Source organism: Rhizobium sp. GR12 (assembly GCF_036596185.1).
Taxonomy (GTDB): domain Bacteria; phylum Pseudomonadota; class Alphaproteobacteria; order Rhizobiales; family Rhizobiaceae; genus Agrobacterium; species Agrobacterium nepotum.
In genome coordinates this window covers 143,202-163,665 of record NZ_JASXTH010000012.1, presented here as the reverse complement: position 1 = coordinate 163,665, position 20,464 = coordinate 143,202, and the positions used below count along the sequence as shown (strand labels likewise).

Sequence of the window (20,464 nt, the reverse complement as noted above, 5' to 3'; positions counted from 1 at the left end):
CTCGTCAGAAAACAGGAAATATGGGTGGCTGGTTCCCTTGGGGATCAGCTGGTATCGCGCGGATCGAGCAGATCGCGCAGGCCGTCGCCAAGAAGATTGAGGCCGAAGACAGCGAGTGCAATCGCAAGGCCGGGCATGATGGCGAGCCACGGCGCTGTACCGAGATAGGTCTGCGCATCCGCAAGCATCCGCCCCCATGTGGCAGCCGGAGGCGGCATGCCGAGACCGAGAAACGAAAGCCCCGCTTCGGTGAGGATCGCAAGCCCGAGCTGGATCGTCACCTGCACGATGATCTGGTTGGAAATATTCGGCACGATATGGAAAAGCGTGATCTTCGTGCGGTTCTGGCCGATGCTGGTGGCAGCGGTGATATATTCCCGCGACCATATCTGCAGGGCCGCCCCCAGCGTCAGCCGGGCAAAGACAGGCACCATGAAGGTGGCGATAGCGATGATGGCCGTAAACCGCCCTGTGCCGATGAAGGCGCCGAGCATCATAGCCGACAGGATCGGCGGCATGGCGAAAATGATATCGCAGATGCGCATCACCACGGTTTCGGTGAACCCCCGCAAGGCTGCGACGGAAACACCGACGGCAGTACCGATGAGAGCACCGATGGCGACGGCAGCAATGGAGGTGGAGAGCGAATTCCACGCCCCGGCCATCAGCATGGAGAGAACGTCGCGGCCGAAATGGTCAGTACCGAGACCGCCATAAACAAATGGCGATTTCAGCTTCTGGACGATCTGCATCTTTGTGGGTGACACGGGCGTCCAGACCAGCGAGATCAACGCGACAGCGACCAGGAAAGCGGTGACGGCGATGCCAAGGACGAAGGCTGGGTGGCGGCGGATCAGTCGCATCATCGTGCACCTGCCCGCAGTCTCGGATCAATGAAGAGATAGGCGATGTCGACCAGAAAATTCATGACGATGACGAGCGCCGAGAAGAACAGTACGACGGACTGCATGACGACGATATCCCGCTGCGTCAGCGCCTGAAAAGCGAGCCGCCCAAGACCCGGCAGGTTGAAGACATTTTCCACCAGAACTGCCCCGGCAATCAGGAAGGTGAATTGCAGACCGATCATGGTGACGACGGGGATCATCGCGTTCGGCACCGCATGCCGCCACAGCGCCACCCGTTCGCTCAAGCCCTTGGCCCGGGCGGTGCGCACAAAATCCTCGTTCATTACCTCAAGTACTGCCGAACGGCAGACGCGGGTGAGAACACCGGCCTGCGACAGCGCAAGGGCGACGGCAGGAAGAATGAGCGCCACAAGCCCCGCCGAGAAACTTGGCCGCCAGCCGGGAAAACCGCCGCCGGGCATCCAGCCGAGCGTGGTGGAAAAGACGATGATGAGCAGCAGTCCGACCCAGAAACCGGGCACGGCGATGCCGACATGGGAAAACAGCCCGGCTGCGAAATCCACCGGCCCGTTGCGACTTCTCGCTGCCGCCACGCCAAGCGGAATGGCGATGGCGACCGAAAGGCAGACTGCGAGTAGCGCGAGCGGCAGGGTGACGGCAAGCCGTTCGACAATCAGCCCCGCCACCGGCACGCCATAGGTATAGGATTGCCCGAGATCGCCCCGGAATACGCCCGCAAGCCAGCGAATATACCGCAATGGCAAGGGCTGATCGAGACCCATCTGCTTTTGCAGCGCGGCCAGCGTATCGGGGCTTGCCGACGTGCCGAGCATGATGGCCGCCGGATCACCCGGCAGCAGCCCCATGATGATGTATATGATGAGCGAGACCGCAAACAGCGTGACGACGAGGCTGGCAAGGCGCCGGATGAGAACGGCTAACATCTGGCATTCTTTCCTTGCGTTGTTTCGTTGGTGGCAGAACGGCGGCACCACACTCGTCCGTCATGCCGGCCTTGAGCCGGTACCCAGCCAGCCCAAGTCCTCGGGCTGAAAGGGCTCTTCTCGCCGCGCAGACGCGCGTCGGCTGGATGCCGGATCAAGTCCGGCATGACGGAAGAAGCGGCTATCGACAAACGTCACTCTTCCCAATGCACATCCGTCAGCACATTGGAGGGAATAGGCTCGTTTTCCCACAACCCCTTCAGCTTCTTGTCCCACACGCCAAGCTTCGGCATGACGAAAAGGTAAAGCGCGGGTACGTCTTCCGCGAGGATTTTCTGGGCGTCACCATAAAGCGCTTCCTGCTCGGCAGCATCAGCTGTTTTTTCGACGCTGGCGATGACCTCGTTGAAGGCCGGGTTCTTGTAGTTGAAATAATAGGGATCGCGCGCATAGATATCGATATCCATCGGCTCGGCGTGAGCGATGATGGTCATGTCGTAATCCGCGCCTTTGAGAACATCTGCCACCCATTTCGCCGGAAATTCCGTGGTATCGATGGTCATCGTCACGCCGATTTCGGCCAGCATCGCCTGCAGGATTTGCGAGGTGCGCTGAGCATAGGCCATCTGCGGCGCCTTGATGGTGAAGCTGAATCCGTCAGGATAACCGGCCTCGGTAAGAAGCGCCTTTGCCTTGTCGATATCGTAAGGATGCACGCCAGTCATATCGACGTAACCACGGTCGTTCGGGGTGTAATGGCTGCCAATGGCAGTGCCGAAGCCGGACCATGCGCCTTCGATCACGGTGCCGCGATCCACCGCCATCATCAGCGCCTGGCGCACGCGCTTGTCGTTGAAGGGTTTGCGGGCATTGTTCATGCCGGCCACCACCTTCAGTTCGGTATTGCCGACGAACGTTCCAAGGCGGGCATCGCCGTCGAAGGAGGTCATCAGTTCCGGAGCGCCGAATTCGGGAAAGGCATCGATATCACCGGATTTCAGCGCGGCGGCCTGCGCCTGCGGATCTGAAACGAAACGGAAGGTCGCCTTCTCAAGCCTCACCGCGACCGCCTTGTCCCAATAGGCCGCGTTCTTCTCCATCTCCACCTTGTCGCCCTTGGCCCAGCTTGCGAATTTGAACGGGCCGGTGCCGATTGGTGTGGTGCGGTTATTGTCGGCGCTCTTCGGCGCGACCATGACGGAAGCCGGCCAGCCGAGCCAGTAAATCAGGCTACCCGCTGGCTGCTTCAGTTTCAGCACCAGCGTCGCCACATCCGGCGTCTCGATGCTGTCTATGGCGGTAAAGAAACGTTTTTGCGGGTTTACGGACGCTTCGCCGCGCGCCCGGTCGAGCGCAAATTTCGCGACGGAGGAATCGAAAACCTCGCCGTCATGGAAGGTGACACCGTTGCGCAGCTTGAAGGTATAGGTCTTGCCATCGGCTGAAATTTCCCAGCTTTCGGCAAGCTGCGGTCTCACCTTGCCGTCATGGCCGATGGTGACGAGGCCTTCAAATATGTTCTGCCAGGTCACCTGACCGATGGCGACGGGTGCCGCAATGGTCGGATCAAGACCGGTGGGCTCCACCGTCATGCCAAGCGTCAGGGCGGTCTTCGGCGCAGCCTCGGCACCCGTCATCGAAAGCGGCAGCCAAAGCGCCGTTCCCAGTGCAAGCATGAGCGCGGCGCGCCGCGTCACTTTCAGCGGCTGCGAAAAATAAGTGCGTGGCATCATTGTCCCCTGTCTGGCGGCCGAGGCATTTTTGCCCTTCGAAGACCACCCGTTGCAAAAAGAGTGTCATGTTGCAGGCGCACACACAATCTTGATTTTTGTGTGCTCCGTGTAGCTGAAATGGCTACACGGAAATGCGGATGGAAATCAACCTGGACGGACAATTCTCCAGGCGGGCGAGTTCCCCCTATCCCGCTGTCGCCTCACGCATGAAACGCTCGATGAAATCCGCAAGCTTGGTGGCAGCGAAAGACAATTGCCTGTCGGGCGCGATGCAAAGATCGATCTGGGTGTGGATACCTTTCTTGCCGGAAAGCGGAACGGCGACCATCTGGCCGCTGCGGATTTCGCGCGCGACCGAAAGCGCCGGCAGCAGTGTGGCGGCAGCGTGGCCCAGCACCAGCTCCTTCAGCATTTCCAGCGAACTTGTGATGAAGACGGGATCAAGCTCGATGCCGGCATCGGTAAACAGCGTATCGAAAGCCTGGCGTGCCGCGAAGCTCTTGTCCGGCAGGGCAAGCGGCAGGCTGGCCAATTCCTTCAACGAGACTTCCGCCTGCGCGGCAAGCGCATGGCCGGCGGGGAAAATCGCATCGTAGCTGATGCGGGTGCGCGAGCGTACCTTCACCCCGGAGACCTTCGGGGCGAAAAGGCTGACGACCAGATCCGCTTCGGCTGCACCCAGTGCTTCCATCGCCTGGCGTGCGCTGGTGATATGGACCTCGAAACGCAGCTGCGGATATTTGAGGCTGAACTGCGCCAGCACCGGCGCCAGAAGGTTCGCCACCGTCGCACCATTGGCATAAACGGTGACCCGGCCGCGCTGCAGCCCCTTCAAATCGTCGATCAGTTGATGAACGTGGTCGAGTTCGCGCAGCGTCTTTCCGGCCCGCGCGGCGAGCAATTCTCCCGCCGCCGTCAGCTTCACGCCACGGCTGGATCGCTCCACCAGCGGCGAGCCGAAATAATATTCGAGGTTCTCGATCTGGCGGCTGACAGCCGTCGGCGCGACATTCAGGTTTTCCGCCGCAGCGCGCATGGAATTGGTTCGGACCAGTTCGTCGAAATACATCAATGCGCGCAATTGCATGGTCTGGATACCTTGTTCGGATATGCCTGCGTGGCGGCCACCATATCACTACGTGTAGCAAGCCTTAAGAACACAGCAAGGCATTACATATCGAGCGTATGCAGCTTGTTTCTTCTCCCCGCCGGGGAGAAGGTCGCGGCAGCGGGATGAGGGGACAAGGGTCGTGAGATACGGCAAGCTTGCCCCCTCATCTGACCCTTCGGGCCATCTTCGCCCCGCGGGGAGAAGAAACATGCCGCAACGCCGCCCTCAAGCGCGCTTGAAGCCCTCGCTCGCCACCAGCAACTGCCTGGTATAATCAGCCGTAAACTCACGGCTTTCCAGTGCCTCGGCCTCCAGCATTTCCACCACCTTGCCGCTTTTCATCACCGCGAGACGATCGCACATGTGGCTGATGACGCCGAGATCGTGGCTGACCATGACGAAGGTGAGATTGCGATCCCTACGCGCCTGTTCCAGCAGGTTGAGAATTTCCGCCTGAATGGAGGCATCGAGCGCCGAAGTCGGCTCGTCCAGCAGCAGGATTTTCGGCTCCACGATCAGCGCGCGGGCAATGGCGATGCGCTGCCGCTGGCCACCGGAAAGCTGGTGCGAATACCGGAAGCGGAAACCGGTGCCAAGACCCACCTCGTCCAGCGCGCGGGCAATTCGCTGCTCGCGATTGTCGAGACCATGGATGACCAATGGCTCGAGCAGCAGCGCATCCACCGTCTGGCGGGGGTGAAGGGAACCGTAAGGATCCTGAAACACCATCTGCACATCGCTATAGAAGCTTTTGTCGCGGTGTTTGCTCGAATAGGAACGCCCGGCCACCATCAACGAACCTTCATCGAAATGGTTGAGGCCGGCAACGGCCCTGAGCAGCGTCGACTTGCCGGAGCCGGATTCGCCGACGATACCGAAGGATTCGCCCTCGTCCACATCGATGCTGACACTATCAAGCGCGATGTAACCGTCGAAATCGACCACCATGTCTCCGATAGAAAGAACCGTACTCATGCGCGCCACTCCGCCTTGCGTTCCAGAACCGGCAGCGGATGCCGGTGGCCGCCGATTTCCGGCAGGCAGTTCAGCAAGCCCTGCGTATAGGGATGCTTCGCCTCCTTCAGATTGGCCGACGACAGCTCCTCCACCACCTTGCCCGCATACATGACCAGAACGCGGTCGCAGAAGGACGATACCAGCCGCAGATCGTGGCTGACGAAGATCAGCCCCATGCCGCGATCGCGCACCAGCTTGTCGAGAATGTCGAGCACTTCGAGCTGAACGGTCACGTCGAGCGCCGAAGTCGGCTCGTCGGCGATCAGCAGTTCCGGGCCGCAGACCAGCATCATGGCAATCATGACACGCTGGCCCATGCCGCCGGAAACCTCGTGCGGATAAAGATCGAACACCCGCTCGGGATCGCGGATCTGCACCGCCTCCAGCATCGCGAGCGTGCGCTGGCGCGCCTCGCTGGAGCCGATGTTTTCATGGGTGCGCAGCGTTTCCATGATCTGGCGGCCGATGGGCATGACCGGGTTCAGCGAATATTTCGGATCCTGCAGGATCATGGCCATGCGCTTGCCGCGCATGAGCCGCCTTTCCTTGGCCGAAGCGCTGAGAAGATTGATATCGCCGAAACGCAACACATCGGCTTCGATGCGAGCGCTCTTCGGCGTCAGCCCCATGATGGCGCGGCCGGTCTGCGATTTTCCGGAGCCGGATTCGCCGACAATACCCAGGCGTTCGCGTCCCAGCGTGAAGGAGACGCCGCGCACGGCCTCAACCAGCCCGGTGCGGGTGGGGAAGGAAACGCGGAGATTCTGGACGGTCAGAAGCGGCGCACTCATTGGTTTGCCTCCTTCGGGTCCAGCGCATCGCGCAGGCCGTCGCCCAGGAGGTTGAACCCGAGGCTGACGATCAGGATCGCCACGCCCGGCATGGCCGCAACCCACCATTGATCGAGAATGAACCGGCGGCCGGAGGCGATCATCGCGCCCCATTCCGGCAGCGGCGGCTGCGCGCCAAGACCAAGGAAACCGAGACCGGCGGCGGTAAGGATAATACCCGCCATATCGAGCGTGACACGCACGATGAGCGACGACATGCAAAGCGGCATGACGTGTTTCAGGACGATGCGGAAGGGCGACGCCCCCATGAGCTTGACCGCTGCGATGAAATCGGAGTTTCGGAAGGTCATGGTTTCGGCGCGCGCGATGCGCGCATAGGGCGGCCACGAAGTAACCGCGATGGCAAGCACCGCGTTTTCGATGCCCGGACCCAGTGCCGCCACCAGCGCCAGCGCCAGAACCAGCTTCGGAAAGGCAAGGAAGATATCGGTGATGCGCATCAGAACGGCATCCACCCAGCCGCCAGCATAACCCGAGACTGTGCCGACGATGAGCCCGACGGGTGCGGCGATGATGGCCACCAGAAGCACCACAAACAGGGTCAGCCGCGAACCGTGGATGAGGCGCGAGAGAATATCGCGGCCCTGATCGTCGGTGCCGAGCAGATAACCTGCGGTACCGGGCGGCAGAAGCCGCGCATTGCGCAGATCGCCCTGCACCGGATTATGCGGCGCCAGCACATTGGCAAACAGCGCGACGAACAGCAACGCGATGATGATGCCAAGGCCAAGCAGCGCCAGCCGGTTTTCCGAAAACCGCCGCCAGATGACGTAGGCACGGCCGAGGCGCGCCTGCCTGCGCGAGGCCGGCCGGTCGGAGAGCAGCCATTCACGGCTGTAGGGTTTTAGTGTGTCGGTCGAAATCGTCATCGGCTGCGCGTCCTTGGGTCGAGCGTCCGGTAAAGCAGATCGGAGAAAAGATTGATGCCGACGAAGATGGCACCGATCACGATCGTGCCGCCGAGAACGGCATTCATATCCGCATTCTGCAGGGAATTGGTGATGTAGAGGCCAAGCCCCGGCCAAGCGAAGATGGTTTCGGTCAGCACCGAACCTTCCAGCAGACCGGCGTAAGACAGCGCGATCACAGTCACCAGCGGCACGGCGGCGTTGCGCAGCGCGTGGAACCAAATGATGCGCGTTTCCGAAAGCCCCTTGGCGCGCGCCGCGACGATATATTCCTGGCTAAGCTCGTTCAGCATGAAGGAACGCGTCATGCGGCTGATATAGGCCAGCGAAAAATAACCGAGCAGGGAGGCGGGCAGAATGATGTGGCGGAACAGATCCCACAATACGTCCCATTGCCGCTGCCAGATCGCGTCGATCAGGAAGAAACCCGTGATCGGCGTGAAGGTGAATTCGTAGACGATATCCATCCGGCCGGGATAGGCGACCCATTGCAGCCGGGCGTAAAACACCAGGAGTGCGAGCAGCCCGAGCCAGAAGATCGGCACGGAATAACCGATAAGGCCGATGACGCGCACGACCTGGTCGGCAAAGCTGCCGCGCTTGACGGCGGCGAGAACGCCGAGCGGAATGCCGAAGATGGCCCCGATGATGGTGCCGAGTGTGGCAAGCTCGATCGTGGCCGGGAAAACCCGCTTGATATCCTCCATCACCGGGTTGGTGGTGAGGACGGAGATGCCGAAATCACCCGAAAGCGCCTGCTTCAGGTAATAAAAGAACTGCTGCCAGAGCGGCAGGTTGAGGCCGAGCTGCTCGCGCACGCGCTCCACCACATGGGCAGGCGCACGGTCGCCGACGATCGCCAGCGCGGGATCGATCGGAATGACACGGCCAATAAAAAATGTGACCGCCATCAGACCCAGAAAGGTGGTGATGACGGTAATGGCGAAGCCGAGAACGGCTTTTACGCGGGCGTTGGCACGGCGTTTGCCGTGCCTCGCCTTGCTGTTTGCTTCAACGGTGCTCAAGGGATCAATCCTTCCGGATCATTCCTTGGAGATGGGCGAAACGAAGTTGGTGTCGAAGCTCGGTCCGAGCTTCAGGCCCTTCAGCTTGGCGGAATATCCCGCCACTTCCGTCTGCTGGAAGATGATGATGAACGGGCCTTTTTCGAGAACTTCCTTCTGAAGGTTCTGATAGATGGCGGCGCGCTTGGCGCTGTCCTTCTCCAGAAGCGCCGACTGCGTTTCCTTCGTCAGCTCCGGAACGTCCCAGGCGTTGCGCCAGGCAAGTGTCTTGTTCTTGCCTTCTTCGGAATTGTCGTAGTTGATCGTGAAGGTTTCGGCATTCGAGTTCGGATCGAAATAGTCCGAACCCCACTGACCGATATAGATATCATGGGTGCGGGCGCGGTACTTGGTCAGCGTCTGCTTGCCGTCGCCCGGAATGATTTCCAGCTTGATGCCAGCCTGCGCCAGCGTCTGCTGCACGCTTTCGGCAATGCCCGTCACCGGCTGCGTGTTGCGCACGTCCATGGTTACGGTAAAGCCGTCCTTCAGACCGGCCTTCGCCAGCAGTTCCTTGGCCTTGGCGACGTCGAGCTTGTAGGGGTTTTCGTCGAGCGCGCCCAGCTGGCCCTTCGGCAGGAAGGTCTGGTGAACTTCGCCGATGCCCTTGATGATCGTTTCGCCGATCGCGTCATAATCCACGAGATATTTGAAGGCCTCGATGACCTCAGGCTTCTTCAGGTTCTCGTTCTTCTGGTTGAGGCTGAAGTAATAGACGGTGCCCTTCGGCGCAGAGGTGATGGCAAGGCCGTCCTTCTTGGAGACCGCTTCCATGTCGCCGGGTTCAAGGTTGCGCGCCACGTCGATATCGCCATTTTCAAGCGCCAGACGCTGGCCGGAGCTTTCCTTCATATGGCGGTAGACGACCCGCTTCAGCTTCGGCTTTTCGCCGTAATAATTTGGGTTCTCCTCAAGGATGACGGCTTCGTTGGCCTTCCAGCCGAGAATTTTGTAAGGGCCGGAACCGGCATAACCGGTCTTCAGGAACGCATTGCCAAAATCGGTGTCGTATTTGTAATCGGCGCTCGGGGTAACGGGCTTGGCCTTTTCGGTCACCAGCTTCTTGTCGACAACTGCGGCAACGGTCGCGGTCAGGACGTTCAGCACGAAGCTTGGGGCATAGGGCTTGTCTACCGTCAGTACGAAGGTGTTTGCATCCGTAGCCTTCGCCGTTTCGGCAACGTTATCGCCGTTGAGACCGAACTGCGTCAGAAGGAATGCCGGCGACTTGTCGAGCTTGATGGCCCGCTCGAAGGAAAAGGCAACGTCATCAGCCGTGATCGGATTGCCGGAAGCGAATTTCAGACCGGATTTCAGCTTGAAAGTGTAGGTGAGACCGTCTTCGGAGGTCGTCCAGCTCTCGGCCAGATCGCCGATGACCTTTGAGGTGTCGTTGAGATCGATGGAGACAAGCTTGCTGTAGGTGTTGCCGGTGACTTCGGCCGCCGACAGCTCGAATGCCTCACCCGGATCGAGCGTGATGATGTCGTCGATGGCGAAACCTTCGACCAGCGTATCGGCTGGCGTGGCGGCAAAAGCGTGGGGCGCAGACAGCATCATCAGCGACAGAGCGGCGCTGGTGCTAAGGATACGCATGGATTTGTTGAGCGATTTGATCATAGGATCTCCCCTTTTGTTATGAGTTTGATTTAGTTCGCTTTATCTATCTTCAGGCCGGCTCGTGCCAGGCCTGGGATAAGACGCGCAGCCAGTTTTCCCGGCATATTTTAGCAAGTTCTGCATCACCGTAGCCCGCAGATTTCAGCGCCGCAACCAGATTGTGGTTGCCGCTCGCATCGGCAACGCCGACGGGTACAGTTGCGCCGTCGAAATCGGAACCGAGCGCCACGCAGTCGATGCCCATGCGCTCCACCATGTAGTCGATGTGGCGCACCATGTCGGAAAGCGGCGTCTCGGCAATGTCGCGCGCATCCGCCCGCAGCATGGTCACGGCATAGTTGAGGCCGACCAGCCCTCTGCTCTCCTTGATGGCATCCATCTGCCTGTCGGTGAGATTGCGGGCGACGGGGGTCAGCGCATGCGCGTTGGAATGGCTGGCGATCAGCGGCTGGTCCGTGGTCTTCGCCACATCCCAGAAGCCCTTTTCGGTGATATGGGCGAGATCAATGAGAATGCCGAGCCGGTTACATTCCTTCACCAGCTGAAATCCGGCATCGGTAATGCCGGGCGCGGTGTCGGGCGACATGGGATAGGAGAAGGGAACACCGTGGCCGAAAATATTGTGTCGGCTCCAGACCGGGCCGAGCGAGCGCAGGCCAGCGGCGTAAAACACCTCCAGCGCGTCGAGTTCGGGGCCGATCGCCTCACAGCCTTCCATGTGCAGCACGGCCGCGAAAATATCCTCGGCAAAGGCCCTGCGGATGTCGGCCGTCGAGCGGCAGAGCCGCCAGGCGCCGGCATGATCGAGCCTGAGCGCGATCGCAGCCTTTTCCATGGCGATATCGAGCGAGGACTGACGTTCGAGCGGGGAGGCGAGCGGCGTGTCGTAATGGCCGTTTTCGTCCGGCTCCTGCAGGATCAGATCGCCGGATGGGATGTAGATGGCGCAGATGCCGCCGCCGAGACCGCCGGCCCTTGCGCGGGGGCCATCAATATGGCCTTCACGCGTGCCGTTCCTGAATTCAGCCACCGGATCAGCTCCGACCTTGCTGTTGCGCCACAACCGAAGCAGCACATCATTATGACCGTCGAAAACTGCATGCATGGGAGAAAATTCCAGTAAGCGGCAAGATAAAAAGGGGCGGGCAGACGCCGGAATAACACCGCGCAAAAGCAAACCGGCGCATTTTTCGCCGACCGCTGTAATCTGTCGGAAACGATCTTAGGACGATCTCTCGCGGCTTCGCAAGACACAAATTAGGCAATGGTGAAATTATCACCACTTGCGCTTCGCCGGGATTTGCGCAACGTCAAGTCCGCCAGCCACTTTCTGCTTTTTTGAGCAGCGGCGTGGCGAAAACACCCCTCACCCGCTCCGGCCATTCCGGCCCGAAAGCGCCGATTTTTTCTCGCCAGCGATCCGATTGCAGCATGGCCGCACCGATCACCACCGGCCGGATGCCGGATGAGGCGAGAAGCGAAAGACCTGACACGATGGAACTGCCGCTGGAGATCACGTCATCCACCAGCGCCACTCGCCTGCCCTCGATGAGTGGCAACATGCGCGGATCGATATAAAGCCGCTTTTCCTGACTGGTGGTGATGGAGGACATGGGCACCGACAGTTCCTCCAGATACCAGAATTTGCGCGAGGTGCCGAGCGGGACGTAACGCGAATGGCCGAGGTGGCGGGCAACGGCAGCGGCAAGTGTCAGCCCAAGCGTCGGCAGGCCGATCACCACATCCGGCTGTAAAGGGGCAAGCTTCCGGGCAAGGTCGGCAGCCAGCGCTTCCAGAACGTCAAAAGAGGCCTGATTGACGATGAGCGAGGCCAGCGCATGCTCGCCATCCGCCAAAGGCCGGATCGGCAGGCAAATCTGTCGTCCATCATCCAGTTCCGCCGGAAAGAACCCTGAATGCGGACCTACCGTTTCGAATGTACCGGGCGGCAGAACATCCTGCCAGAACTCATGCGGAGCGGCGGGGGATGAGGCGGCGGGCGACGCGGATTGCGGCATCGGTTTTCCTTTCAGGAGCGGGTGGAGAAAAGCAGTCGCATTTTCAGCCACACCAATCCGGTTCTTCGCATTCGGCATTTCAACAACCGCAAACATGCGGCGGGTTCATTTCATTGGCTTTTTCAGCTAGAAGGGAACAAAGCAACAGGCATTCGGATAAGCCCACCTATGACGCGGGTTTTTCCCATATTCAAGGACAAGCTGCCCATGAGACTGCTGGACCGCATCGGCGAAGACCTGCCATTCCTGACGGAGCTTCGCCACGATCTGCACGCGCACCCGGAACTGGGCTTTGAGGAGGAGAGAACGAGCGCCATCGTCGCCGATCTTCTCGAAAGGGCGGGGCTGAAGGTGCATCGCGGTCTCGGCGGCACCGGCGTCGTCGGCACCCTGCAGGTGGGCAACGGCACGCGCAGCATCGGTCTTCGCGCCGACATGGACGCACTGGCCATGCCTGAACTCGCCGAAAGACCTTATAAGTCGAAGTTTCCCGGCAAGATGCACGCCTGCGGCCATGATGGCCACACCGCCATGCTGCTCGGTGCTGTGCGTTATCTCGCACGCAGCCGCGATTTTTCCGGCACCGTGCACTTCATCTTCCAGCCCGCCGAGGAAGGTCGAGGTGGTGCGAAGAAGATGGTGGAAGACGGGCTTTTCACGCTGTTTCCCTGCGACGCGGTCTATGGCCTGCATAATATGCCGGGGCTGGGCATCGACGAGATGGCGGTGGTCGAAGGACCGCAGCTCGCCTCTTCCGATAGCTGGCGCGTCACCTTCAAGGGCGTCGGCACCCACGGCGCCAAGCCGCATCTCGGCCGCGACCCGGTAACGGCCGCCGGCACCTTCCTTTCCTCGCTGCAAACCATCGTCGGCCGCGTCGTCGATCCGCTTCAACCCGCCGTGGTCAGCGCCTGCTCGGTGCAGGCGGGCGACCCGAAGGCGCTCAACGTCATTCCCGATCTCGTCGAGATCGGCGGCACCGCGCGCGCCTATGCGGCGGATGTTCGCAACCAGCTTGAAGCGGAAATCGCCAGGCTGGCCAAAGGCACGGCGGCGATGTTCGGCATCGAGGCAAGCTACGAGTTCATTCGCCGCATACCGCCCGTCATCAACGAGGCGGATGCCACGAAACGGGCGCTCCGAGCCGCAAAAACGGTGTTCGGCAACAAAGCCCGCACCGCCTTCCCGCCCTCGACCGCCGGCGACGACTTCGCCTTCTTCGCGGGCGAAGCCCCCGGCTGCTACGTCTGGCTCGGCAACGGCCCGGCGGTGGACGGCGCGCTGCACCACAACACCTCCTACGACTTCAACGACGCCGCAATCGTCCCCGGTGTGGCCTTCTGGGCAACACTGGTGGAGCAGGAACTGGCGGCGGAGTGAGGTGGCAAGCCGCTTTCCCAATACTGAAAAGTCGGGCAGCAGCAGTCGTGCTGCCCGGCTTTCTGTCTCAAACGCTCCTGCGGTGGAGCGAATACAGCGCTCCCAGGACAAGGCAGGCCATGATCGACGAATAAGCGACCACCGGCCATGCCGTATCACCCGGCAGGATGACGACCGAAAGCGTGCCCGCTATTCCCACACACAGACTTTGAATGCAGAAATAGAAGGCGACGGCAGTACCTGCCATATGCCCGAACTCCTCCAGCGCGCCGTTGGCGGTGACCGAGACCGTAAAAACGATCCCGACCGCCATGACCCACATCGGCACGATAAACGTCAAAAATGACGGGGTCGCCCCGACTTCGCCTGCGGTGAACAGAAAGGCTCCCACCAGCAACAGGGCCATACCTCTGACGAGGCTGCCTCGCACGCCCCATCTGCCGACGAAAACCATCGCAAAACGGGTGGTGACAATCATGGCGATGGCCACTGTTGCAAAAAGCAGGCTGAACTCCATCTCGGAGAGACCTGCCCTGCCGATCATGACGCGCGGAGCGGTGGAGAAAAACACGAAAAACGTCCCCATGGCAGCACTGAAACCCAGCGTATAGGCCCAGAAGCGACCGCTGCCCAGCATGCGTAAAGGCGAGGGGCGCGAAATGGCCGCCGTCACCGGCCGCGTTTCGCTCCACCTCACCACGGCGCCAACCGTTGCGATGAGAGCCGCCGCACCCAAGGTCACGAAGATGGCACGCCATCCGAATTCATGGGCGATGACCGCTCCGGCAAGCGGGCCGAGGGCCGGTACGAAGGCGAGAATGGAGCTGAACGTTCCATATATCGTCGTTGCTTCCGGACGATCCGCATAGACGTCCCGAACGGTGGCGAAAGTAGCGACCAATGCCGCCGCCGCGCCAGCCGACTGAAGGAACCGGAAAACGATGAATGCGCTCGCGGTCGTCACAGCTGCGAGGCAGAACGAGGCCAGGACAAACAGCAGGGCGCCGCCGATCAAGACCGGCCGACGACCAATGCGGTCGGAGATGGGGCCGAACACGATTTGCCCAACTCCGAGCATCACCATGTAAATGGAAAGCGTGAGTTGAACCACCACCGGCGTCGTGCCGAGAGCTTCCGGCATGACGGGAATGACTGGCAGGTAAATATCCATGGCCAGCGATGCAAGAATATCAAAAGGAGCCATGAGCAGCATTGCTGCCAAGAGCGATCTCCCCCAAACGGGAGTTGGAATAGACATGAGAATTGATCCGCTCAAATGAGGACATTTGGGCGGCGTCTGCCTGATGGAACAGGGATTGCTCGACAGAACGCCGCAACAACGAAAATATCGTCGTTGCGGCTTATTTATCTGATGACTTCGAGGCACCCATGTTCAACATCCATATATAGCGACAGGCAAACAGGGGTTTGATTTAGCAATATATCGGTTTTTTGGCAACGCTTGGCCCTGGTCTATCCGACCACAGCAAGCACCGGACTTTCCATCACCCCTCCCGTCAGCACGTCGGCGATGCCCATATCCGTCTGGTGCGGGCCGATATTGCAGGCGAGCGTGGCGCCAAAGCAGGCCTTGAAGACGAGATAGGGCGGCTGCCATTCGACCACCTCGCCGACGGCGGCACGCAGTTTTTCAAAGCCCCTTGCCACTTCTTCAAGCGACGCATCGGAAACGAGGCCGGAGAGCGGCAGCGGGAGCAGCGCGGTGACCTTACCCTGCGAGGCGACCGCCATGCCGCCGCCAGCAGCAATCACCGCATTGGCGGCCAGCGCCATATCCTCCGCATTGCCGCCAAACACTGTGAGGTTGTGGCTGTCATGCGAGACGGTGGTGGCGAAGGCGCCGTTCCAGCTTCCCCAACCAGTGAGGAAGCCGATTTTCGTGACCGGATCCGCCTTGCCGTGGCGGTGGGTGACGGAAATCATCGTCGCCCCTTCAGGCGGAACCACGAAACCGGCCTTCACTTCGGCCTCCGTCTCGCCCCACTGTGTGAAGCGCGGGCGATCGATGGTGGCGAGGCGTACTCTTACCCCTTCGGATGTGACCCGGAAATCACCGGCGTTACGCGGTAAAAGCTTCATCGAGCCTTCGAGCGCGGCCCCATCGTGGGCCGGAACGTCGACGAGCATACGCCCGCCTTCCGCAACCGCCCTGCCCCCGACCAGGACATGACGAGCCGAAAAGCCGCTCAAATCCTCGAAAATGACGATATCGGCACGACGACCGGCGGCGATAAGGCCGAGATCGGGACGGCCAAGCCGCTGTGCGGCATTGAGGGTAGCGGCGCGCAGCGCCCATTCTGGCCTCAGGCTGTAACCGACAAGGCGGCGCACCACATCATCCAGCCCACCGCCCCGCAACAGATCGTCAGGGAAAACATCGTCGGTGCAGAGCGTCACCGTTTGCGGCAGATGGCCGAGCGCATTGAGCGCCGCCACGAATTCCGGCAGCAGATGATCGTGCGAGCCTCGCAGCTCGATGGTCAGTCCGGCCCTGAGTTTCGTCATCAGGTCTTCGCTGGAGACCAGTTCGTGATCGGAAGAAACGCCCGCCGCCAGGAAGGCGTTGAGATCGGCACCATCAAGTCCGCGCGCATGGCCGCAGACCAGCTTTTCCGAAACGAGCCCGGCCTGAACGATGCCGCTCATGCGCGGATCGCGCTCGATGACGCCGCGCATGTTCATGATTTCCGCAACACCGCCAACCTGCGGCCAGGACAGGATATCGGTAAGAGCGGCGGCGTCGAAATCCGCACCGCTGCGCTCCAGTCCCGGTGCGGAAGGCACCGAGGAAGGCGCAAGCAGAATGGCACGCAGGGGCAGATTTTCGACAGATTTCGCCGCCCAGCGAACACCATCGACGCCATGCACATTGCCGAATTCATGCGGGTCCCAGACGATGGTGGTGACACCGCGGGCGACCACCGCCGCCGCATAGGCCGCCGGCGTGACCATCGAGCTTTCGATGTGCATATGCGTGTCGATCAGGCCGGGGGAGACAAAGGCGTTGGCCGCATCGATGCTGCGCACAGCGTCGCTGCGGCTTGCCGGTTCGTGCACGCTGGCGATCAGCGGGCCGACGATGCCGATATCGGCGGCGCGAAGCTCTCCTGTCACCACATCCACCAGTGTTCCACCGGTAATAAGAACATCGAAAGGCGCATCGCCGCGCGCAGCGGCAACGGCGCGGGTACGGAGCGTATCGTCGGTGAGATCGGCCGGCTCGCGCATCGGGAATTGTGCATTCATCGGGAGGCCTCCCGGCGCAGCATATCAAGGATTACCGTTTTTGCACCTTCGGCATCCACCGTTTCGGCAAAATGTCCGTTGAAGGCGGCAACCTTTTCCGCGCGCGTCTCCACCACGGTTCGCCCGCGCGTCAGCGAAGCGTGAAGTTCGACATCGATCCGCGCTTGCCGCCAGCCGAGGAGGTCGGAGGTAAAGCCGATAGCGGCGACGGGATCATAAAACGCCATGGCGGGTCTGCCGCGCCTTGTGGCGATGCCGATGAAGCCTTCCAGCAGATCGGCAATCAGGTCGGCATTTTTGCCACCGGCATCGCGGATCGGCAGCACATCGGCAGGCGCGGCGGTGACCGCGCGGCAGGCATCCAGATCGACCATGCGCAGCGGCAGGCCGTGGGAAAGCACAATGGCCAGCGCTTCCGGATCGGCGAAGGCGTTGAATTCGGCGGATGCCGTGTGGTTACCGCTGGTCACACCGCCACCCATCCAGGTGAGGTCGGAAATTCTGGCGGCAAGATCAGGCCGGGCAAGGCAAAGTGTGGCGATATTGGTAAGCGGGCCGAGCGTGAGGATGCGCTTCTCGCCTGTTCCATCCGACAGCCAATTACAGAGGGCAACAAAGGCATCGCTCTTTTGCAAGGGTGCCGCATCCGGCAGGTTGCGGCCAACGGTCGGAATACCGCTATCGCCGAGGATAGACTGAGCGGTTTCGAGCGCGCCGAGAACCGGCATGTCACGACCCTGATGGATGGGCATCGACCAGCCGAAGGCAGCGACTGCCCCGGCGGCGTTGCGGCAGACAGCATCCAGCGTCGCATTGCCGAAGACCAGCGAGATGCCGTCAATGGCAAGGCCGGACGACTGCACCACCATGATGGCGGCGATATCGTCAAAGCCCATATCGGTATCGATCCATACACCCATGATCAGCCAAACACCTTCAGGCTTGCCGCCTTTGCAACCGGCAGGTCGAAGGCGAGCGTATCACCGATCGTATGGGCAGTCAGCGCAGCATCGGTTTCCGCCTTGATGGCGCCAAGCGGCGTATCGAGCAGATATTCGCGGGTGTTGCCGGCAAAGGATGTGCCGCGCACGGTTCCCTGGAAAGGACCTGAACCAAGAGTCACCATGCGCGGCCGCCAGGCCAGTCCAGATGCTGAAGGGACTGGTCCGGTAAGCGGTGTTGTACCGTTTGCGGTTTTCAGCGCGCCGCCTTCCAGCGCGAAGATGTTTTCAAAGCCGACGAAATCCGCCACGAAGGCGGAAACCGGTGCATTGTAGATGTCTTCCGGTGTGCCGATCTGCTCGATCTTGCCGCCCTTCATGACGACAATGCGATCTGCCAGCGCCAGAGCCTCGATCTGATCATGGGTGACGAAGATCATCGTCACGCCGGTTTCCTTCTGCACACGCTGCAATTCGGTGCGCATTTCAAGCCGCAGCCGCGCATCGAGATTGGACAACGGCTCATCCAGTAGCAGCACCTTCGGCTCCATCACCATTGAGCGCGCCAGCGCCACACGCTGCTGCTGCCCGCCGGAAAGCTCTGCCGGCCTGCGCGAAGCGAAGCTCGACAACCCGACCGACTTGAGGCCAGAGGCCACCTTGTCGTCCAGCGCCTTGCCGCTCATGCCCTTGAGTTTCAGGCCGAAGGCGACGTTTTCGTAGACCGTCAGATGCGGGAAAAGCGCATAGGACTGGAACACCAGCCCGACAGCGCGTTTGTTGGCCGCGACACGGGTGATATCCGCGCCATCGAGATCGATGCGACCGCCCGCCACCGGCATCAGCCCGGCAATCGCGCGCATCGTGGTGGTCTTGCCGCAGCCGGAAGGACCCAGCAGGGCGAGAAGTTCGCCCTTACGGATGTCAAGGTCGAGATCCCTGACGGCAATGCTGCTGCCATAGGCGAGCGAGACTTTTTGGAGCGAAAGGTAATTTGCGTCAGACATAACGGGAGAACCCCAGAAAACGTTCGGCCATAAAGACAATGCCGATGGAAAGGAAGGCGAGCAGCGAGGAAAGTGCGGCAACAGACGGATCGAAGACGATTTCCATGTAGCCCAACATGTCGATTGGCAGTGTACGCACGCCCGGACCCGACAGGAACAGCGACACCGGCACCTGATTGAAACTCGTCACGAAACCGAGAATGAAGGCCGACAGGATGCCGCCGCGAATGTTGGGCAACACCACACGGAAAAATGCGCCAAAGCGTGACGAGCCGAGCAGCACCGCCGCCTCCTCGATATCCGAGCGCAGATTGTTGAGGCTGGCCGAAACCACCCGCACCGCATAGGGCAGGATGAGCGCGGTGTGAGCGAGAAACAGGGCAAGCGTAATGCCTATGCCGAAGGGCACGACGAAATAACGCAACAGTGCCAGACCGACAATGATACCAGGCACGATGATCGGCGCGGAAACGATGGTACGCACGGTTTCCGCAAAAGGCAGCTTGTAGCGCGACATGGCGTAGGCCGCCGGAATGCCAAGGATGAGCGCCGTGAACGTGCCGCCGATGGCAAGGAACATCGACATCGCAAAGCTTTCGCGGAAACTTTCCACGGTGAAGACCTTCGCGATCCATTTCAGCGAAAAGCCCTGTGGCGGAAAGGCAAGCGTATCGCCGGCCGAAAAGGAAGCCGCGACGATGATAAGGAACGGTCCGATGAGGAAACCGACGACAAGAAGGAGCGTGAGTGGAATGAAGAGCTGCCGGGTCATTTCTTGTTCCTCGCGGTGGCGATGCGCTTCAGCAGGATATTGGCGGCAAAGCTCATGACGATCAGGATGAAGGCGATGACGCTGGCGGCGACAAAATTGTTGGAGACCGTCACCTGCTGGTAAAGCAGGGTTTCCAGCATCAGCACCTTGGAGCCGCCAAGAATGGCGGGCGTGATATAGGCCGTGAGCGATCCGGTGAAGACCAGCGTGCCGCCGACGACCAGCCCTTCTTTTGTGAGCGGCAGAATGACCTTCCAGAACACTTGAAACCAGTTTGCGCCGAGAACACGGGCAGCCGCGATCGTATCCTTCGGCATGTTCTCCAGCGCGCTGATGAGCGAGATGATCATCAGCGGCAGGAACAATTGCAGAAGGCCGATAAAAACAGCCGTTTCGGAAAACAGGATGCGGATCGGTGCGTCGCTCAGGCCGACCGCCTGAAGCGCCTGATTGACGATGCCGGTTCTGCCCAGAATGACAATCCAGGCATAGGTGCGGGCAACCGGCGAGATCATCAACGGCAGCACGACCAGATTGACGACATGGCCTTTCCACCCCGACGGCAGGTTAACGATAGCGAACGCCGCCGCATAGCCCACCACCGCCGAGACAGCTGTCACCATCGCGCCGAGCTTCAGGGTGCGCAGGAAAACCGCCCGGTTCAGCGGATCGGAAAAGAAATCGGCGTAAGCGGACAATGTCCAGCCGTCAGTGGTGTGAAAGCCCTCCGACAGAAGCATGAAGACCGGTACAAGAAAGACCGCCGCCGCAAAAATCGCGGCGGGCAAGGCAAGCGCCAGCGCTTCGGCCCGGTTCTGAAACATCGCTTTATTCCCTGAACGGCCTGCGGCCGATTGTTACTGCAGCCGGCCAGGGCCAGCTTGCGGAATTAAGAGGTGGAAAAGCGGTCAGGGGACGACCGAACCGCTTTTCCGGGAATAGAGCCGCCCTTTAGACGGTTT

At 60.7% G+C, this 20,464-nt stretch carries 18 protein-coding genes; 1 reads left to right on the top strand and 17 read right to left on the bottom strand.

What is annotated here, in order from left to right; all coding sequences use genetic code 11:
- Window positions 1-44: 44 nt before the first annotated feature.
- The 11 genes from QSK43_RS20875 to QSK43_RS20825 all read right to left on the bottom strand — a co-directional run bounded on the left by QSK43_RS20875 (window position 45) and on the right by QSK43_RS20825 (window position 12,135).
- Complete coding sequence (locus QSK43_RS20875; protein WP_332305080.1) at window positions 45-866, bottom strand: ABC transporter permease; 822 nt, start codon at window positions 864-866, stop codon at window positions 45-47.
- Window positions 863-1,813, bottom strand: a complete 951-nt coding sequence (locus QSK43_RS20870; RefSeq protein ID WP_332305079.1) for an ABC transporter permease — start codon at window positions 1,811-1,813, stop codon at window positions 863-865. Before QSK43_RS20870 ends, QSK43_RS20875 begins: the two co-directional genes overlap by 4 nt.
- Before the next feature lie 194 nt (window positions 1,814-2,007).
- Window positions 2,008-3,543: an ABC transporter substrate-binding protein gene (locus QSK43_RS20865; RefSeq protein WP_332305078.1), complete on the bottom strand. Its 1,536-nt coding sequence runs from the start codon at window positions 3,541-3,543 to the stop codon at window positions 2,008-2,010.
- A gap of 187 nt (window positions 3,544-3,730) precedes the next feature.
- Entirely contained in the window at window positions 3,731-4,633 is a 903-nt protein-coding gene (locus QSK43_RS20860; protein WP_332305077.1) for a LysR family transcriptional regulator, read from the bottom strand.
- Between the two features lie 249 nt (window positions 4,634-4,882).
- A complete protein-coding gene (locus QSK43_RS20855; protein ID WP_332305076.1) occupies window positions 4,883-5,632 on the bottom strand; it encodes an ABC transporter ATP-binding protein in 750 nt (249 codons plus the stop codon).
- A complete protein-coding gene (locus QSK43_RS20850; protein ID WP_332305075.1) occupies window positions 5,629-6,465 on the bottom strand; it encodes an ABC transporter ATP-binding protein in 837 nt (278 codons plus the stop codon). The genes QSK43_RS20855 and QSK43_RS20850 overlap by 4 nt, the downstream gene beginning before the upstream one ends.
- Window positions 6,462-7,394 (bottom strand): ABC transporter permease, encoded by a 933-nt coding sequence (locus QSK43_RS20845; protein ID WP_332305074.1) that lies wholly within the window; start codon window positions 7,392-7,394, stop codon window positions 6,462-6,464. Before QSK43_RS20845 ends, QSK43_RS20850 begins: the two co-directional genes overlap by 4 nt.
- Window positions 7,391-8,458 carry an ABC transporter permease gene (locus QSK43_RS20840; RefSeq protein ID WP_332305073.1) on the bottom strand — a complete coding sequence of 356 codons (1,068 nt, stop codon included), beginning with the start codon at window positions 8,456-8,458 and terminating at the stop codon, window positions 7,391-7,393. The genes QSK43_RS20845 and QSK43_RS20840 overlap by 4 nt, the downstream gene beginning before the upstream one ends.
- Before the next feature lie 18 nt (window positions 8,459-8,476).
- Entirely contained in the window at window positions 8,477-10,117 is a 1,641-nt protein-coding gene (locus QSK43_RS20835; protein ID WP_332305072.1) for an ABC transporter substrate-binding protein, read from the bottom strand.
- A gap of 49 nt (window positions 10,118-10,166) precedes the next feature.
- Window positions 10,167-11,222: a dipeptidase gene (locus tag QSK43_RS20830; protein ID WP_332305071.1), complete on the bottom strand. Its 1,056-nt coding sequence runs from the start codon at window positions 11,220-11,222 to the stop codon at window positions 10,167-10,169.
- A gap of 205 nt (window positions 11,223-11,427) precedes the next feature.
- A complete protein-coding gene (locus tag QSK43_RS20825; protein WP_332305070.1) occupies window positions 11,428-12,135 on the bottom strand; it encodes a phosphoribosyltransferase in 708 nt (235 codons plus the stop codon).
- A 207-nt stretch (window positions 12,136-12,342) separates the two neighbouring features.
- On the opposite strand from QSK43_RS20825, the gene QSK43_RS20820 reads away from it, so the two are divergent.
- Window positions 12,343-13,515 carry a M20 aminoacylase family protein gene (locus QSK43_RS20820; protein ID WP_332305069.1) on the top strand — a complete coding sequence of 391 codons (1,173 nt, stop codon included), beginning with the start codon at window positions 12,343-12,345 and terminating at the stop codon, window positions 13,513-13,515.
- Window positions 13,516-13,582: 67 nt separating this feature from the next.
- Here QSK43_RS20820 and cml read toward each other — a convergent pair whose 3' ends face one another.
- The 6 genes from cml to QSK43_RS20790 all read right to left on the bottom strand — a co-directional run bounded on the left by cml (window position 13,583) and on the right by QSK43_RS20790 (window position 20,326).
- Window positions 13,583-14,773, bottom strand: a complete 1,191-nt coding sequence (gene cml / locus QSK43_RS20815; RefSeq protein ID WP_332305068.1) for a CmlA/FloR family chloramphenicol efflux MFS transporter — start codon at window positions 14,771-14,773, stop codon at window positions 13,583-13,585.
- 215 nt (window positions 14,774-14,988) lie between these two features.
- Window positions 14,989-16,782, bottom strand: coding sequence for an adenine deaminase (locus QSK43_RS20810; RefSeq protein ID WP_332305067.1), 1,794 nt, complete (start codon window positions 16,780-16,782; stop codon window positions 14,989-14,991).
- Window positions 16,779-17,702 carry a nucleoside hydrolase gene (locus QSK43_RS20805; protein WP_332305066.1) on the bottom strand — a complete coding sequence of 308 codons (924 nt, stop codon included), beginning with the start codon at window positions 17,700-17,702 and terminating at the stop codon, window positions 16,779-16,781. The genes QSK43_RS20810 and QSK43_RS20805 overlap by 4 nt, the downstream gene beginning before the upstream one ends.
- A 2-nt stretch (window positions 17,703-17,704) precedes the next feature.
- On the bottom strand, window positions 17,705-18,730 hold the full coding sequence (locus QSK43_RS20800) for an ABC transporter ATP-binding protein (RefSeq protein WP_045019938.1): 1,026 nt from the start codon (window positions 18,728-18,730) through the stop codon (window positions 17,705-17,707).
- Window positions 18,723-19,502 (bottom strand): ABC transporter permease, encoded by a 780-nt coding sequence (locus QSK43_RS20795; protein ID WP_111784718.1) that lies wholly within the window; start codon window positions 19,500-19,502, stop codon window positions 18,723-18,725. Before QSK43_RS20795 ends, QSK43_RS20800 begins: the two co-directional genes overlap by 8 nt.
- Window positions 19,499-20,326 (bottom strand): ABC transporter permease, encoded by an 828-nt coding sequence (locus tag QSK43_RS20790; RefSeq protein ID WP_332305065.1) that lies wholly within the window; start codon window positions 20,324-20,326, stop codon window positions 19,499-19,501. Before QSK43_RS20790 ends, QSK43_RS20795 begins: the two co-directional genes overlap by 4 nt.
- Window positions 20,327-20,464: the final 138 nt, after the last annotated feature.

Coding starts and splice junctions, on each gene's coding strand:
- QSK43_RS20870 (WP_332305079.1), bottom strand. CDS start 1,813: ATGTTAGCCGTTCTCATCCGGCGCCTTGCCAGCCTCGTCGTCACGCTG.
- QSK43_RS20830 (WP_332305071.1), bottom strand. CDS start 11,222: ATGCATGCAGTTTTCGACGGTCATAATGATGTGCTGCTTCGGTTGTGG.
- QSK43_RS20845 (WP_332305074.1), bottom strand. CDS start 7,394: ATGACGATTTCGACCGACACACTAAAACCCTACAGCCGTGAATGGCTG.
- QSK43_RS20860 (WP_332305077.1), bottom strand. CDS start 4,633: ATGCAATTGCGCGCATTGATGTATTTCGACGAACTGGTCCGAACCAAT.
- QSK43_RS20835 (WP_332305072.1), bottom strand. CDS start 10,117: ATGATCAAATCGCTCAACAAATCCATGCGTATCCTTAGCACCAGCGCC.
- QSK43_RS20805 (WP_332305066.1), bottom strand. CDS start 17,702: ATGGGTGTATGGATCGATACCGATATGGGCTTTGACGATATCGCCGCC.
- QSK43_RS20790 (WP_332305065.1), bottom strand. CDS start 20,326: ATGTTTCAGAACCGGGCCGAAGCGCTGGCGCTTGCCTTGCCCGCCGCG.
- cml (WP_332305068.1), bottom strand. CDS start 14,773: ATGTCTATTCCAACTCCCGTTTGGGGGAGATCGCTCTTGGCAGCAATG.
- QSK43_RS20855 (WP_332305076.1), bottom strand. CDS start 5,632: ATGAGTACGGTTCTTTCTATCGGAGACATGGTGGTCGATTTCGACGGT.
- QSK43_RS20820 (WP_332305069.1), top strand. CDS start 12,343: ATGAGACTGCTGGACCGCATCGGCGAAGACCTGCCATTCCTGACGGAG.
- QSK43_RS20875 (WP_332305080.1), bottom strand. CDS start 866: ATGATGCGACTGATCCGCCGCCACCCAGCCTTCGTCCTTGGCATCGCC.
- QSK43_RS20850 (WP_332305075.1), bottom strand. CDS start 6,465: ATGAGTGCGCCGCTTCTGACCGTCCAGAATCTCCGCGTTTCCTTCCCC.
- QSK43_RS20865 (WP_332305078.1), bottom strand. CDS start 3,543: ATGCCACGCACTTATTTTTCGCAGCCGCTGAAAGTGACGCGGCGCGCC.
- QSK43_RS20810 (WP_332305067.1), bottom strand. CDS start 16,782: ATGAATGCACAATTCCCGATGCGCGAGCCGGCCGATCTCACCGACGAT.
- QSK43_RS20795 (WP_111784718.1), bottom strand. CDS start 19,502: ATGACCCGGCAGCTCTTCATTCCACTCACGCTCCTTCTTGTCGTCGGT.
- QSK43_RS20800 (WP_045019938.1), bottom strand. CDS start 18,730: ATGTCTGACGCAAATTACCTTTCGCTCCAAAAAGTCTCGCTCGCCTAT.
- QSK43_RS20825 (WP_332305070.1), bottom strand. CDS start 12,135: ATGCCGCAATCCGCGTCGCCCGCCGCCTCATCCCCCGCCGCTCCGCAT.